Annotated in this window: 14 protein-coding genes and 1 pseudogene; 11 read left to right on the top strand and 4 right to left on the bottom strand. The window is 61.3% G+C overall.

Annotation, left to right across the window (positions count from 1 at the left end; translation table 11 throughout):
* Positions 1-2: 2 nt before the first annotated feature.
* Positions 3-1,325 carry a histidinol dehydrogenase gene (gene hisD, locus MOV74_RS02810; RefSeq protein WP_246917647.1) on the bottom strand — a complete coding sequence of 441 codons (1,323 nt, stop codon included), beginning with the start codon at positions 1,323-1,325 and terminating at the stop codon, positions 3-5.
* A 69-nt stretch (positions 1,326-1,394) separates the two neighbouring features.
* Between hisD and MOV74_RS02815 the strand changes: the two genes are divergently transcribed.
* Positions 1,395-2,111, top strand: a complete 717-nt coding sequence (locus MOV74_RS02815) for a GntR family transcriptional regulator (RefSeq protein ID WP_246917614.1) — start codon at positions 1,395-1,397, stop codon at positions 2,109-2,111.
* Between the two features lie 2 nt (positions 2,112-2,113).
* On the opposite strand, the gene MOV74_RS02820 is transcribed toward MOV74_RS02815, so the two are convergent.
* Complete coding sequence (locus tag MOV74_RS02820) at positions 2,114-2,464, bottom strand: RidA family protein (protein WP_246917616.1); 351 nt, start codon at positions 2,462-2,464, stop codon at positions 2,114-2,116.
* Positions 2,465-2,539: 75 nt separating this feature from the next.
* On the opposite strand from MOV74_RS02820, the gene MOV74_RS02825 reads away from it, so the two are divergent.
* From MOV74_RS02825 to MOV74_RS02860, 9 genes and pseudogenes are all read left to right on the top strand, one after another.
* Positions 2,540-3,661: an ABC transporter substrate-binding protein gene (locus MOV74_RS02825; RefSeq protein WP_246917618.1), complete on the top strand. Its 1,122-nt coding sequence runs from the start codon at positions 2,540-2,542 to the stop codon at positions 3,659-3,661.
* Between the two features lie 11 nt (positions 3,662-3,672).
* A complete protein-coding gene (locus MOV74_RS02830; RefSeq protein WP_246917620.1) occupies positions 3,673-4,758 on the top strand; it encodes an ABC transporter ATP-binding protein in 1,086 nt (361 codons plus the stop codon).
* Between the two features lie 12 nt (positions 4,759-4,770).
* Entirely contained in the window at positions 4,771-6,546 is a 1,776-nt protein-coding gene (locus MOV74_RS02835) for an ABC transporter permease subunit (RefSeq protein ID WP_246917622.1), read from the top strand.
* A gap of 4 nt (positions 6,547-6,550) precedes the next feature.
* Positions 6,551-7,816, top strand: a complete 1,266-nt coding sequence (locus tag MOV74_RS02840) for an FAD-binding oxidoreductase (protein WP_258719489.1) — start codon at positions 6,551-6,553, stop codon at positions 7,814-7,816.
* 47 nt (positions 7,817-7,863) lie between these two features.
* Positions 7,864-8,841: an aminotransferase class IV gene (locus tag MOV74_RS02845; protein WP_246917626.1), complete on the top strand. Its 978-nt coding sequence runs from the start codon at positions 7,864-7,866 to the stop codon at positions 8,839-8,841.
* A 268-nt stretch (positions 8,842-9,109) separates the two neighbouring features.
* A complete protein-coding gene (gene hisN, locus MOV74_RS02850; protein ID WP_246917628.1) occupies positions 9,110-9,898 on the top strand; it encodes a histidinol-phosphatase in 789 nt (262 codons plus the stop codon).
* 1,042 nt (positions 9,899-10,940) lie between these two features.
* Positions 10,941-12,059 (top strand): gamma-glutamyltransferase, encoded by a 1,119-nt coding sequence (locus MOV74_RS02855; RefSeq protein WP_309486769.1) that lies wholly within the window; start codon positions 10,941-10,943, stop codon positions 12,057-12,059.
* On the top strand, positions 12,020-12,547 hold the full coding sequence (locus tag MOV74_RS40750) for a gamma-glutamyltransferase (RefSeq protein ID WP_309486770.1): 528 nt from the start codon (positions 12,020-12,022) through the stop codon (positions 12,545-12,547). Before MOV74_RS02855 ends, MOV74_RS40750 begins: the two co-directional genes overlap by 40 nt.
* 306 nt (positions 12,548-12,853) lie before the next feature.
* Positions 12,854-13,054, top strand: a pseudogene (locus MOV74_RS02860) (ABC transporter substrate-binding protein); the annotation flags it as partial.
* Positions 13,055-13,271: 217 nt separating this feature from the next.
* Here MOV74_RS02860 and MOV74_RS02865 read toward each other — a convergent pair.
* Positions 13,272-13,931, bottom strand: coding sequence for an RraA family protein (locus MOV74_RS02865; protein WP_246917631.1), 660 nt, complete (start codon positions 13,929-13,931; stop codon positions 13,272-13,274).
* A gap of 27 nt (positions 13,932-13,958) precedes the next feature.
* Positions 13,959-15,167, bottom strand: a complete 1,209-nt coding sequence (locus MOV74_RS02870; RefSeq protein ID WP_246917633.1) for an aspartate transaminase — start codon at positions 15,165-15,167, stop codon at positions 13,959-13,961.
* Between the two features lie 171 nt (positions 15,168-15,338).
* On the opposite strand from MOV74_RS02870, the gene MOV74_RS02875 reads away from it, so the two are divergent.
* The coding region (locus tag MOV74_RS02875; protein ID WP_246917636.1) for a LysR family transcriptional regulator at positions 15,339-15,655 on the top strand (317 nt) is incomplete at its 3' end.

Consider the following 15,655-nt stretch of genomic DNA (forward strand, 5'->3'; position numbering starts at 1 on the left):
GGTCAAGCCGACGGTGTCGCGGGGACAGACGCCCCATAAGGCACGTTCTTGCCGCCATAGCGGCGGACGCGGATGTTCGCCTGCTCCGCGTGACCGACGAATCCTTCAAGATTGCAGAGCCGTGAGCAATAGGCACCGATTTCTGCGGCAGCCTTGTCCGTGACGACGCGCTGGTACGTCACCGTCTTCAAGAACTTCCCGACCCACAAGCCGCCGGTGTATCGAGCGGCGGTTCGCGTCGGCAGCGTGTGGTTGGTCCCGATGACCTTGTCGCCGAACGCAACGTTTGTGCGCGGTCCGAGGAATAGCGCTCCGTAGTTGGTGAGGTTCTCGAGGAAGTAGTCGGGGTCGCGCGTCATGACCTGAACATGCTCGGAACCGATACGATCGGCTTCGCGCACCATCTCGGCGTCATTCGCGCAAACGATGATCTCACCGTGCGCTTCCCAGGCCTTCCGGGCAATCGCCGCCGTCGGTAGGATGCCCAGCAGCCTTTCGATTTCGGCAAGCGTGTCCCGAGCCAGCTTCTCCGACGTCGTGAGCAAGACCGCGGGCGAGTCAGGCCCGTGCTCGGCCTGGCCGAGCAGATCGGTGGCACACAGCTCTCCGTCGGTCGAATCGTCGGCGATCACGAGGGTCTCGGTCGGGCCGGCGAACAGATCGATACCGACCCGGCCAAACAACTGCCGCTTGGCTTCGGCGACGTAGGCATTGCCCGGTCCGACCAGCATGTCGACCGCCGGCATGGTTTCGGTACCGAGTGCCATCGCGCCGACCGCCTGGACTCCGCCGAGACAGTAGATTTCGTCGGCGCCTGCCAGTTTCTGAGCTGCCACGATCGCCGGCGCAGGCCGGCCTTGGTAGGGAGGGGCGCAGGTCACGACACGCTTTACGCCGGCGACCTTCGCGGTGATTACAGACATGTGGGCCGAAGCGAGCAGGGGATATTTACCCCCGGGCACGTAGCAACCGACCGCGTGGACGGGGATGTTCTTATGCCCAAGAATGACGCCGGGAAGCGTCTCCGCTTCCACGTCCTTCAGAGCGGTGCGTTGGATTTCGGCGAAGTTGCGGACCTGTTCCTGCGCGAAGCGAATGTCGTCGACATCCTGAGGCGACAACTGGCTGATGCAGTCCGCAATTTCCTTGTCAGTCAGCCTGAAATCGGTCCGGTCCCACCCATCGAACTTGCGGGATGCATCGCGTACGGCGGCATCTCCTCGCGAAGCGATGTCCCCCAACAGGCTTTCCACCGTCGCCCGGATGTTCGCATCCTCTGCCGCCTGAACGCCGGCATCCTGTCCTGACTTCACAATCTTTGGCATATCGGCTATCCTCCTCGAGCTAGTCTGACATGTCACATCTGACATGTCAATAGAACGCGAGGACTTGTCTTGGACGAAGCGAACGAAGGTCAGATCAAGGATCAGTTCTACGAAACCTTGAAGCTCGCGATTATCTCCTGCGAGCTGCCGCCGGGCGAAGAGCTATCCGAAGGCTATCTTGCGGCTCGGTACGGAGTCGGCAAGGCGTCGGTGCGGCACGCCCTGTCCCGGCTGGGCCAAGACGGCTGGGTCACGAGCAGACCGCGGAGCGGCCATGTGGTGGCGCCCATGACGATGGAGGACGTCGTGGATATCTTCGCCATGCGTGAGATCGTCGAGCCCGAGTCCGCGGCGCGCGCCGCGGGCAACATGTCGGAAGCGAAACTCAGGCGCCTAAACAAGGCTTGCGCCAATCCCTACCGCGTCAGCGACATCGCGGCGAAGCGACGGTTTCTCCTCGCCAACCGCGACTTTCACGTCGCGATCGCGGACGCCAGCGGCAGCTCCCGGCTGGCGAAATCCGTGACCAAGCTGCACGACGAGTCCCTGCGCATCCTCTACTTGACTGCCAGCGAGTCGGAGTTGTCGGACGACTGGTCGCGTGGACATGGCCCGATGATCGAGGCTATCGTCGCAGGTGATCGACTAGCTGCGCATCGTACGACGCTCGACGGGATCAGACGCAGCCAGGACCGCGTTATGGCGGTCTTCGCGGCTGCGCCCGAACTGATTACGGGTCGGCGGACCCTGAGAATGCCGGCGCGCTTGGCGGCGGCCAGATCATAGTCTCAGTCGACGGCCGCGGTCACCTTGATCTCGACGAGGTGGCGCTCAGATGCGAGCGGTGCGCCGACGGTGGCGCGCGCGGGCGCCTGGCCTTCCGGCATCCATTCCTCCCAGACCGCGTTCATCTTCGGCGCGTCTTGCATCGATTTAAGCCATATCTGCGCCGACAGGATCTTCGTCTTGTCGCTGCCCGCCTCCTCGAGCAGAGCGTCGATTTTGGCGAGCGTCTCCTTGGTCTGTGCATCGACCGGAGCGTTCAGGTCGTCGGCTACCTGTCCCGCCAAATATGCAATTCCACGGTGAACGACGAGCTTGCTCAGGCGCTTGTTGGTGCCGCTGCGGTGGATCGTCATGGCGCTGTTTCTCCTTCGATTTGCCAACAGGCCGTCGGGCCCAGTCGCCATTGACATGTCAGAACTGACATGTCAATGTTCGAAGAAATGGGCTTACATGACGAGGAAAGGGAGGCCATGAGCAGGAATAGGCAAAAGCAAGCTTTGTCACGTCGTGCATTTCTGGGAACTGCGGCGATCGCCAGTGGGGCAGTGTTCGCGCCTTCCATCTGGGGGCTGAGGGCGCAGGAAAACCGACGCATCGTCTTGCGCGACCCCGGCGGTCCTTACACTCCCGGCTTCACGGCCGCGTTCTACGAACCTTTCAAGAAGGCTACCGGCATCGAAGTGGCGGGCATCGTCGGCCAGCATGATCCGATCGCGTACATCAAGAGCATGGTCGAGACGAAGAGCTACGTCTGGGACGGCGCTCTTCTGAACAACATGTCCCACGATGTGCTGATGGACCCGAAGTCCGGCATATTTCTCGAGGAGCATCGAGCCTCGGCCGGCGGCATTCCGGAACGCTACATCACCCCGAGCTTCATGCCCGTGCTGGCGCTCCAGACCGTGTTTGCCTATCGCGACGATGCATTCACGGGAAAAAAGGCTCCCGGTTCGTGGACTGATTTCTGGAACGTGAAGGACTTTCCGGGCCGGCGGGCGTTGCGAAAGGCGCCGCAGGACACTCTCGAGCAAGCTCTTCTTGCCGATGGCGTTTCTCCCGACCAGCTCTACCCGCTGGACCTCGATCGCGCCTTCAAAAGCCTCGATCGTCTGAAGAAGGACGTGCAGATCTGGTGGACCGGCGGCGCTCAGACCTCGCAATTGCTCAAGACGCGCGAAGTTGATCTCTGCCCGACATGGAACGCTCGTGCGCAGGCGGCGATCGATGAAGGGGCGCCGGCGAAGGTGGTGTTCAACCAGGGCCTTCTCGGCACGGAAGGCTTCTGCGTCATCAAGGGTGGCCCCAAGGCCGATCTCGTCCGCGAATTCATCGCCTTCACGCGGGACCCCCAGCGCCAGGCGGCATTCACTAAGGATCTGTCGTACGGACCTGTTCATCCCGACGCCTACAAGTATATCGATGCCGAGCGCGCCAAGGTTCTTCCGACCTCGCCCGACAACTTGAAGACCGCTGTGCAGATCAACACGAAGTACTGGGCGGGCGTACAGAGCGCCGTTCAGGAGCGCTTCAACTCGTGGCTGCTGGGATGACCGGAGCTCATTTGGCAAAGCCCATCAAACTCGCGACGCGCAACGTCGGAAAGACCTATGGTCCGGTCGTTGCGCTCCAGGGGGCCTCGTTCGACCTCGCCGAAGGTGAGTTCCTGACGCTGTTGGGACCCTCCGGCTCCGGAAAGACGACCCTGCTCATGATCGTCGCGGGATTGGTCGTGCCGACTTCGGGGCAGGTCATGATCGATGGTCGGCCTGCCACGAATGCGCCCAGCTACGATCGGGACATCGGCATGGTTTTCCAGAGCTATGCGCTGTTTCCCCATCTGACTGTCGCGGAGAACGTGGCCTTTCCGCTCGAAATGAGAAAGCTGGCGAAGGCTGAGATCGAGCAGCGCGTTCGCGCCACGCTTGATCTTGTCCGCCTCGGCCACCTTGCGGACCGTTTGCCGGCGCGCCTGTCGGGTGGCCAGCAACAGCGTGTCGCACTCGCTCGCGCCATGGTCTATCGGCCTTCGATTATTCTGATGGATGAGCCGTTGGGTGCGCTGGACAAGAAGCTGCGCGAGCAGATGCAAGAGGAGATTCGTCGACTTCACCGGGAGCTCGGCATTACCGTGCTTTATGTGACGCACGATCAAGACGAGGCGATGGGTCTTTCTGACCGGATTTGCCTCATGAACAACGCGCAGATTGAGCAGATCGGCACCCCTGACGAATTGTATTTCCGGCCGCAGACGGCGTTTGCGGCAAACTTCATCGGTGAATCCAACCTGCTGCCCGTCTCGATCATCAACTCCGCGGGCGACAGGCGCGAGCTTAAGAGCAAAGCCGGGACGACCTTCCATGGGTGCGCGGTCGACGGGAGTCCTGTCGATGGCGAAGCTCTCCTTGGGATCCGACCGGAAAGGCTGAGACTGCTCGCCGGCGAGGATGTCGCTGACAACCAGCTGATCGGCAAAATCCGCGAGAGCGTGATGCTAGGCGCGCTGACACGAGTCTCTATCGACGCAGAAGACGGCGGTCGGCTTACGGCTCTACTCCTGACGGCCGGGAATTGCCGGCTTCGGCCAGGCGACGCCGTTCGGGTTGGCTGGGAAACCGGCGCAGGAATTGTGCTTCCAAGAGCGGCGTGAGGTCCGAATCCCGTGACCATCCTATCCGAAACAACGCCTTCCAAACCCCTTGCTATGTCGCCGCGTCGCGAAAACCTCGGCGGTTGGGTACTTCTGATTCCGATTGCGGTTCTGTTGGGCGGCTTTTTCCTTTATCCGGTCGTCAGGCTTCTGGCACTCAGCCTGTTCGATGGTTCAGGCCATTTCACTCTCCTTCAGTACAGTCGCCTATTCGGAACGCCGGTGTACCTGTCCGTCTTATGGACGACGCTGCAGATCGCGTTCTGGACGACCGTCGTCTCGCTGATCGCCGGCTATCCGGTCGCATATGCGATCGCGCGTGCCGACGGACGAAGTCGCGCACGTCTGATGCTTTGGGTCCTTCTGCCGTTCTGGACGAGCTTCCTTGTCCGCACCTTCGCCTGGATCGTGCTGCTGGGGCGAACCGGTGTCGTCAACGATACGCTCCTGAGGCTGGGGCTCACGCAAGCGCCGTTGGATCTGATCTACAATATGGCCGGCGTCCTGGTCGGCATGGTTCACGCCTTGATGCCACTCGCAATCCTGACGCTCGTGCCGGTGATGGAGAAGATCAACCGCGATCTCGAGCGGGCAGCCTCCATCATGGGAGCGCGGGGAGGGGCGACGTTCTGGCGCATCTATTTCCCGCTGTCCTTCCCGGGCGTCGCCGCGGCTGGGCTGCTCGTGTTCATCTCTGCGCTAGGCTTTTTCATCACCCCGGCGCTTCTCGGGTCGCCGAAGCAGACGATGATCGGGCAGCTGATCATCCAGCAGATTCAGGAGATGATGAACTGGTCGTTCGCAGGCGCCATCTCGGCACTGCTCATCGTCGCGACTTTGATAATCTTCCTGCTGTACGATCGCCTTGTCGGCATGTCGACGCTGGCAGGCGAGGCGAACGAGAGCTCCCGATCCTCGACCGGTTCAAGCAAGACCAGCAAGGCTTGTCTAGCGCTGGCTGGACGCCTGTCGGACACCATAGCTTCATCGTTCGGCGCTATCGGCATCAGGGGCGGACCTGCGACGGTCGGTCGGGGGGCGCGCGTCTTCGTTCTGCTGTTTCTTTCGGTTCCGGCCCTCTTCCTGATCCCGGTTTCGTTCTCGAAGGGCGCCTTCATCGAATGGCCGCCGGCATTGTTTTCGTCCCAGTGGTATGTCGCCATTGCAGAGTCCTCACAATGGTTACAGGCAGGAGCGAGATCCTTCGTAGTTGCGGGACTGTCTGCATTGCTGGCCCTCCTGATTGGGACACCCGCTGCGTTCGCACTGAACCGGTTCGATCTGCCCGGCAAGTCGGGTGTGCTCGCGATGATCCTGGCGCCGTTGATCGTGCCTCGCATCGTGACCGCAGTTGGTCTTTTCTATCTCTTCGCGCAGCTCGGTTTGATCGGAACGACCTTGGGCCTGATCATTGGGCACGCGGTCCTTTCCGTGCCCTATGTGACCATAACCGTGATGGCGGTCCTCCGGCATCACGACTGGCGACTCGAGCAGGCTGCATCGACGATGGGGGCTCGCCGGATTGCCACGCTCAGCCGCATCACGCTTCCGTTGATCCGGAATGGCCTCATAGCGGCCTATCTGTTTGCGTTCGTCACCTCTTTTGACGAGTTGACGGTCGCTCTCTTCGTCACCGGCGGCTTGTTCGGGACGCTTCCGAAGCAAATGTGGGACGACGCCCTTCTCAAGGTGAGCCCCACACTCGCTGCCGTTTCGGTCGTCCTGTTGGTCCTGATCACGGCCTTCGTCATGATAGCCGAGCGACTCTCGCGCGCCCGTAGCGCTTAAGGCAATGTCCGTGCAAGCAAGTCATTACGCAGAACAAACGGTTTTCATCGTTGGAGCTGGAGCAGTCGGATTGAGCGCCGCGATCCAGCTTAGGCGACGGGGATTGGCCGTCACCGTGGTGGAGGAGGGGCAGCCGGCGGCGGGCGCGTCATACGGCAATTCGGGCATGCTTGTGGCTGACACCGCCATGCCGACCTCTCAGCCGGGCATGATCTGGAAGGTGCCGGGATGGCTTGCCGATCCCTTGGGGCCGCTGACGGTCAAGGCCCGCTATCTGCCCAGGGCTTTGCCGTGGCTGTTGCGCTACCTGCGCTCGGGCACGCGCAGCCACGTATTTCATGCCTCGACGGCTTTGCGGGCGCTTCATCGATCGACCTTCGAGGGCTGGCGAGAAAATGTCGGGGCGAATGAGATGGATCGCCTGACACGGCGCGATGGTCAGGTCTACCTGTGGGAAGGACTAACCGAGCCGCCCCCGCGCAGCCTTGAGGATGAAGTTCGAACTTTTCTGGGAATCGAGGCGGAAACGCTTGGAACTGACCAGATCCGGCAGTTCTTCCCGGGGATCTCGTCCGATGTGTCGTACGGCTTGCTTATCCGTGGCAACGGTCACACGGTTAATCCGGGAGCCCTCATCCGGGCACTCGCAAGCCAATTCCTCAGTGAAGGCGGCGAATTGGTCCAGGAGCGCGCCGTCAAGCTCTGGCGCAACGAGACCGGCCGCTGGACAGTCATGACCAATCTCAAGAACTATCAGGCGGATCTGGTGGTAGTGGCCGCCGGCGCCTGGTCCATGAGATTGCTTCAACCGCTTGGCGTGAAAATCCCGTTGGAGAGCGAGCGAGGCTATCACGTCATGCTGCGCAATCCTTCGGTTCGCCTCGGAATGCCAATTCTCAACAAGACCAGCTATTTCGGCGTGAGCTCGATGTCGGAAGGCCTTCGGGTGTCAGGAACGGTGGAGATCGGAGGATTGGATGCGCCGCCATCGTTGCAGCGGGCAGAAAATCTCATCAAGCTGGTGAGGCGCCTGTTTCCGCAGCTGACGTATGACGAGACGGCCTATTGGATGGGCCACCGTCCTTCAACTCCGGATGGACTTCCGGTGATCGGCCCGATCAACGATCACCAGGGTCTACACGTTTGTTTCGGGCATGGGCACTCGGGGCTGACCGGCGCGCCCATGAGCGGCCGGCTGCTTGCGCAACTCGTAACGGGCGAAAAGCCTGCGATCGATCCGACGCCATACGCGCCGGCGCGCTTTGCCTGATTTGGGAAAGATCGCAAGTCATAGAACTCATCCGAGGGAGAAAGCAAATGGCCGTCCCAGAAGCCAATGAGAGAACGCTCGTCTGGCCGCAACATGCGCGGTCAAACCGGCAGCCGACCAATAGCCGTTTTGAAAAGGGAGCAGCCTACGTCAACGGCGAGTTCTGCCCGATCGAGGAGGCAACCTTGCCACTGCTCGATTGGGGCTTTTTGCGATCGGACGCTTGTCAGGAGACGATCTCCACGTGGAACGGTCAGTTCTTCCGGCTGCAAGATCATCTCGATCGCTTTGAGCGCTCTCTGAAGCGATTGCGGATGGAATCACCGGAGACGATCAGTCGCATCCGCGAAATCGTACACAGGCTAGTGGCCATTTGTGGTTATTCGGACGCCTACGTTCAGATCATCATGACGCGCGGGCGCCCCCCCATTGGTAGCCGCGATATCCGGCTTTGCAAGAACCGCTTTCAGGCCTTCTGCATGCCCTACATGTGGCTTGCGAAGCCTGATCTGCAACAGAAGGGTCTTTCGCTGTTCATAAGCAAGCGTGTGCGCGTTCCCTCCGTCTCGGTGGATCCCTTCGTCAAGCACTACCACTGGCTCGACTTCGAGATGAGCTTGTTCGACGGCTTTGATGCCGGAGCCGATACCGTCGTTCTGGTCGACCTCAACGGAAGAATCACGGAAGGCCCTGGGTTCAATCTGTTCGCCGATGTCGATGGTCGGCTCCTGACGCCGTCGTCAGGCGTGCTAGATGGCATGACGCGTCGGACCACGCTGGAGCTATGTGAGGAGATGGGAATTGCGGCATCCGCGGGCACGATCACAGAAACTCAGTTGATCCAAGCAAATGAAATCTTTCTGACCAGCACCGCAGGCGGCATCATCCCGATCACCTCCGTTGGCGATCGGATCGTTGGCGACGGTCAACCCGGTCCTAAGACGGTCCAGATCCATAAGGCTTACTGGTCGCGGCGCGCTGCCGGTTGGCTCGGCGAACCCGTGAGGTATAACGCTTCGTTGTGACTGAGCTCGGTCAGTTTGCCAGCTTGGTACCTGATGCAGCAGCGGCAATCAGAGCGCGGTGTGTCGGTGGCTCATAGACGAAGCAGCCTCATGTTGCGACGCCGCCAGGTCCGCCGATGCTGAAGAGCGCGAAGAACAATGCGTCAAAGCATGCTTGGCGTTTCTACTCCATTCAGGAGAAAGAAGTTCATCGCGACGTCTGGGCAAGCCAAGGCACGTGAGGTCGGCGTAGCAGGATAGCGCTAAGGTGCGAGAATGGAGACGTCTTATGCCGCAATTGCCGAGTACCGATTTTCTGCACCGACTGGCAGATGTCGCCGATCGCGAAACGTTGCCTCGCTTTCGAACCGAGCTTGCTATCGATACAAAGTTCAAAGAAGGTTTCACATTCGACCCTGTGACAGAGGCTGACCGACAAGCTGAAATTGCTATTCGGGCGGCGATCACTGCAAAGTATCCCGACCACGCAATCTTAGGTGAAGAAATCGGCCTAACCGGACATGGTCCGTTTCGTTGGGTGTTGGACCCGGTGGATGGGACGCGTCCCTTCCTTTGTGGGCTTCCCGTTTGGGGTACGCTGATTGGCCTGACCGTCAATGGGCGAGCCGAACTAGGGCTGATGAGCCAGCCTTTCACGGGTGAGCGTTTCTGGGGCGCCGCCGACGGGGCTTGGTACGAGCATCAAGGCAAGCGACAGCGGTTGTCTACGCGAGACGCTGATACGTTGTCGCAGGCCATCCTGCATACGACTTCGCCTGAGCATTATCATGGAGACCTAAAGACGGGCTTCGAGCGTTTAGCCGCTTCGGTCAGGATGACTCGCTACGGCGGAGAATGCTATGCAATGGTCATGCTCGCCGCAGGTCGTATTGACCTGGCTGTTGAACCTTCGCTTCAGCCCTACGATATCGTCGCGTTGATCCCGATCATCGAAAAGGCGGGCGGAGTGGTCACACGAATTGACGGCGGGCGGGCCGAGGAGGGTGGCCCGGTGCTGGCTTCGGCGACCCCTGGACTTCATGCAGCGGCTCTTCACCTCCTCAACAATGGCGGTTAGCCAATTTCGCACGCAGTGTGACAAGCGCCCGGAATCAACGGCGCCGCCTCGCCCGCGAGCGAGCCAGGGCGAAGGCTTCCTGACCCCTCCTTCTGCTGAATTCCCGGCTGTCTCACGAAACGGGAGATGCCTTCAAACATGGGGGCGGCTCATCGCTCATGTGACCGAAGAGGCTTTTCGGCGTGGAGAAATAGGACGAAGTTGCGGCTGTTCTCGCGGTAAACGCCCGCAACGAAATCGCAATGAATTGGGTGAAACGACCGTGAACAAAACGGGACGGGAGCGACTACCACACCAAGAAATATCAATAACTTAGAAGATACTCACTGCGTTCGGGACGCAGGGGTCGCAGGTCCTGGAGGGCGGCCGATCAATTTACATACCGTCTGTAAGCTATTGATTTCTTTAGGCTGTCGCGGTAGGAATTTTACACCTAAGCATCTGTAATCGTTGCTAAAAAATGAGACTCTTAATCAGCGGGTCCCAGGTTCGAGCCCTGGTGCGCCCACCATATAAATCAAGACCTTAGCGAGAGAAACCGTTTGAGAGAGCCGAACTAAAACGGTTTTTCAAACGGTGTTTTCGACGGCCGGTCAGCCGCCGCTTCCAATCTCGGATTGCGCGAGCTGTTCTATCTCCACATGTTGCAAGAGGGCATCTGAATCGCCCGGCGCGGCATGATGGCGCTGTCACTTGCGATTTCGGAAGACGACCTGGATCGGATTGCATTGGCCGTCGAAGCTTCACGGATCGCTGGGACGTTGAAGCCTGGACGGACGATGGGATCAATCCAGGTCAGAGCCGGAGCCGATCGAAACAGGGGATCGCCACGCTTAAGAGGCGTGATGGGTTCTGTCCAGCGAAACGCTGCACCGATTATTTCGTGCCGAGCATAGCTCCGTATTTCAGATCATCCGGCATGAGATGTCGGTGAGACGCCAACAAACAGCGAATCTGCGCTGTGGCCCCGACACATTTGGCATGCGCTCGAACAGGACAGATGTGAGGATCAAATCCGGCGTTTGTCTTAGGGAGTGGGGCCGTGAACAAGGGTATTGTGGTCGCCGAGCAGCCCGATGCAGTCGAGGTTGGTGCTCGCATCTTGATGGCCGGCGGGAACGCTGTGGATGCGGCTGTTGCATGCGCCTACGCGCAAGGCGTGGTCGACCAGATGAACGGCGATGTGGCTGGCTATGGGTGCGCCCAGGTCTATTTTCCGGCCCGCGGCATTCATGATGGTCTGAATTTCCTCTTTGAAGCGCCTGCTGCCGTGGTCCCCGGCATGTGGAGCCATTTGCTGGAACGCGAGACCCCGGATGGCTTCGGGTTCGTGCTGAAGGGATACGTCAACGACTTCGGCTATCAGTCGATCGCCGTGCCGGGCGCCGTAAAGGGCTGGTACGAGCTTCACCGTCGCTACGGGACATTGCCGTGGGGGGATGTCGTCGAACCGGCGCTGCGCCTCGCCGTCAACGGATACCGCATCACGCCGGCCGTACGCGAGCAATGGTTCGTCGTCGATGATGCCGGCCGGGCCGACAACATTCATCGTCTGCGCCAGACGCCGGCTTACGCGGACCTGTTCTTTGCAACTGATGGAACTGCGCTAAAAACAGGCGCTGTCGTGCGCAATGCCGATTACGGTGCGACGCTCGAGACGATTGCCCGGGATGGCGCAGCCGGTTTTTACGCGGGACGCATCGCCGATGCGATTTCGCAGGATATGGAAAGGAACGGCGGCCTATTGCGTCGTGACGATCTCGAGACATATGAAACGGAGCCCGTGGCCCCGTTGTGGGCCGACTATCGCGGTCACCAGGTCAGCGTGCTGCCACCACCGACGAGCGGGGTGATGCTATTGCGCATGCTGCGCACATTGGAGCATTTCGACCTTCGTGCCATGGGACACAATACGCCTGGCTACATCACCACGATTGCGGAAGTCATGAAGCGTGCTCAGCTCGCAAAGGAGGCGTTGATTGGAGACCGCGGCATGACCGGGTGGAGCTCGCCGCGATCTTCGATGCCGGGGTGTGCCGGCAGGAGGCGGATGAGATCAAGCGAGGGGAGCGGGTGCGTATCGAACGAGTGGGGGATCGCGAGACGAAGACCACGACGCACGTGTCTGTCTTGGACGGGCAGGGAAATGCCGTCACCATGACCCACTCGCTCGGGGCCCAATCGGGCGTTCTCACCCCTGGCCTGGGCTTCATGTACAACGGAGCTATCGGAATGTTCGATCCTCGGCCCGGCAATTCGCGTTCCCTCGAACCCCGTCGTCGCCGGGTCACATCCATGACTCCAGCCATGGTGTTTGCCGGAAACCGATTGCGGATGCTGCTGGGGGCGCCCGGGGGCTCGCATATTCCGATGGGCGTTCTTCAGGTCATTCTCAATGTCGTCGACCACGGTATGTCGATTTCGGATGCGGTCGCGGCGCCGAGATTCTCGGCGCCCGGCGAAGTGATCGATTTGAGCGCCCGGATTCCCGCCTATGTTTGCGATGCGGTAGCAGCCCGAGGGTACCAAATTGCGCGATCGGCGCAGAGTTTCACGGTCGCCAAGGTCCACGCAATCCTGTGTGGAGATGAGGGCAGATTAGATGGAGCGGCGGATCCTGGTGGCGGAGGGATGGCTCTGGCGGTGTGAGGCAGCCGCTTCAGCCTTGCGGTCATGCCGCAATGCACCTGCCCCTCTTTTATTCCTATCGCTTATTCCGATAGATCGAGCCCTGTAATTTGAATTTCCAAAGGCGGTCCCCCCTTCATAGACTTGCCTATCGTCTGGAAGGCATCGGCCTCATAGGAGCGCAACATGGATAGTTCTCGCCGTTCTGCCGCGCACGCGTCCTTCGGACGCCTCACCCGCCGCGAGGCTCTGATCGGCGCAACGGCCGCACTGATCGGGGCTTCGATTCCTGCCGCGGCGGCGCCGCCGAAAACCATCCGGGCGGTCATGCATGCGCCGTTGCGTCTGATCGATCCGATCACGTCGACGGCCTACATTTCCCGCGACCATGGCTACATGGTCTACGACACGCTGGTCGCCGCCGATGAGAATTTTCAGCCTCAGCCGCAGATGGCGGAGTGGACGATCTCGGACGACAAGCTCGCTTATACATTCAAGCTCCGCGAGGGGTTGGTCTGGCACGACGGACGTGATAGCGACCCAAGACAGCACCTTCCGCCGGCCAACGCAAACTCTTGCCGCCAAGTCCGCGGATCGAACGCCTCGAGCGACGCAGCCCTTGAGCGCTTCTTTCTTGCTCGCGTCGGAAACGAACGGCGCGCATCTGCGCTGCGCTGAGCGCGGCCGACCCCGGTCCTCCCGGCGTGAACGCGCGATGAGCAATTCTCAATAGAACAAAAGCCCTTTAGTTCGCGCACCGCGCTTCCAGCGCATCAACAAAGGAGCGGTCCCAGCGGCCTTCGCGAATCGCCTGCATCGTCGCCTCCTCCTTCTGGTGTTGAGCCAGCGCCTTCTCGATGACGCTCGCGGCAAGAGCGGGCTGGAAGGCGAGGAGCCCATCCTGGTCGCCGACGATTACGTCGCCCGGATTGACTACCATGCCGCCAACCGTGATCGGCACGTTGATCTCTCCCGGCCCGTCCTTGTAGGGGCCGCGGTGGTTCACGCCGCGGGCATAAACCGGAAAAGTTCGTGTGCCGATTTCGGCTGCGTCCCGAATGGCGCCATCGAGCACCATGCCGGCGAGGCCCAGCGAGGCGCCCGCAAACGTCATGATGCCACCGACCAGCGCGTTGGTGGTGTCTCCGCCGGCGTCGACCACCATGACATCGCCGGGCCGGCAGAAATCATAGGCGCGCAGAATGGCCAGGTTGTCGCCGCCGCGCGTCTTCACGGTCACCGCGGTGCCGGCCATCGGGGCGGGCGAATGGTAGGGCCGAAGACCGATACTGCCGCAGTTGCGGTGCAGTTGATCGCTCAGCAGCGCCACCGCGATGGTCCGCAGCTTGGCGATGGTCGACGGGTCGACCTGGGGAGCGGAGGGGTTTCTGACGATTCCGGCCATGGCGGTGTGCTTTCGATCGATTGCAGGTTAGCGCAGTTCGGCAACCGCGCGGGCGATGCGATCCGTGCCTTCGTCGAGAGCCGTCTGCGACGTCGCGATCGATGCACGGAAGAATGGCGACAGACCGTAGGCGGCACCGTTGACGAGGGCCACGCCGGCCGCCTCCAACAAGTACATCACGACGTCACCGTCGTTCTCGAGACGAGTCCCGGCCGGCGTCGTCCGCCCGATCAGGCCTGCGCAATTGACGTAGAGGTAGAAGGCGCCGTCGGGCGGCCGGCAGCTCAGCCCGGGGATGGCGTTGATACGCGCCAGCGTGAGGTCGCGACGCGCCCGATAGGTTGCAACGGTCTCGCCGACGAAGCTCTGGTCGCCGGTGAGCGCCGCGACCGACGCCGCCTGGCTGATCGAGCAGGCATTGCCCGACGACTGCGACAGCAGCGTGTTCAACGCGCCGATGAGGTCCGCGGGTCCGGCGATCCAGCCGATGCGCCAGCCGGTCATCGCATAGGTCTTGGATACGCCGTTGACGGCGAGGACGCGTTCACGCAGTTCGGGCGCGGCGTTGAGCAGATGCGGCGTTCTCTCGCCGTCGAAACGGATGTGTTCGTAAATGTCGTCGGTCATGACAAGCACATGCGGATGGCGGGCGAGAACCTCGGCAATCCCGCGATATTCCGCTGCGGAATAGCTTGCGCCGGTCGGGTTCGATGGCGAGTTGATCAACAGCCAGCGCGTCTTCTCCGAGATCGCCGCCTCGAGCTGGGCCGGCGAGATCTTGAAGCCCTGGCTTTCCGGACAGGCGGCGATCTTGGGTATCCCCTCGCAGGCGAGCACCATGTCCGGGTAGGATACCCAGTAGGGCGCGGGAATGATCACCTCGTCGCCGGCCTCGAGCGTCGCCTCGAGCGCACTGTAGATCGCGCTCTTGGCGCCGTTGGTGACGACGATCTCCGCGGGGTCGTAGATGAGACCGTTTTCGCGCTTCAGCTTGGCGGCGATCGCCTGACGCAGCTCAGGCGTGCCGGCGAGCACCGTGTACCGCGTCTCTCCCTTCTCCATCGCCCGGACGGCGGCGGCGCGAATATGCGCGGGCGTGTCGAAATCCGGCTCGCCGACCACGAGGCTGACGATACTCTTGCCCTCTCGCTTGAGCGCGCTCGCCCGATCGGCAGCGGCAGTGCTGGGCGAAGGCTTGATGCGTCTCACGCGCGCGGAAATACGAGGACGGTTCATGGCGATTGACCCCGGTCTGGAGAGGTGCGACGCTAAAGACAGCCGCCGGCGCTGACCAACACGAGTTCAATCTGGCCTGATAGGCATATCTTATGGTTGGATTCTCCTCCGCGCCCCGTTGAATGCCGCGCAGCCGAGCAGGCCGGTGCGCCGATCGGTCCGAGGGACAAGGTGAATCTGAGGCGTCTTCAGTATTTCGTGAAGATCGTCGACGTCGGCAGCCTGACGCAGGCCGCCGATGTGCTCCACGTCGCGCAGCCGGCGCTCAGCCAGCAGCTCGCGACCTTGGAGGGCGAGGTCCGCCAGCAGCTCCTGGTGCGCACCAAAAGCGGCGTCGTGCCCACGGAAGCGGGCAAGGTGCTGTATCGCCACGCACAGCTCATATTGCGTCAATGCGAGCAGGCGCGCGCCGATATGAGCGCGGCGGCCAAGAGCATCTCCGGTGCGGTCGCCGTCGGACTTGCGCCTGGAACGGCCGCGGCCGGACT

It is taken from the genome of Bradyrhizobium sp. SHOUNA76 (genome assembly GCF_023006445.1).
Classification (GTDB): Bacteria; Pseudomonadota; Alphaproteobacteria; order Rhizobiales; family Xanthobacteraceae; genus Bradyrhizobium.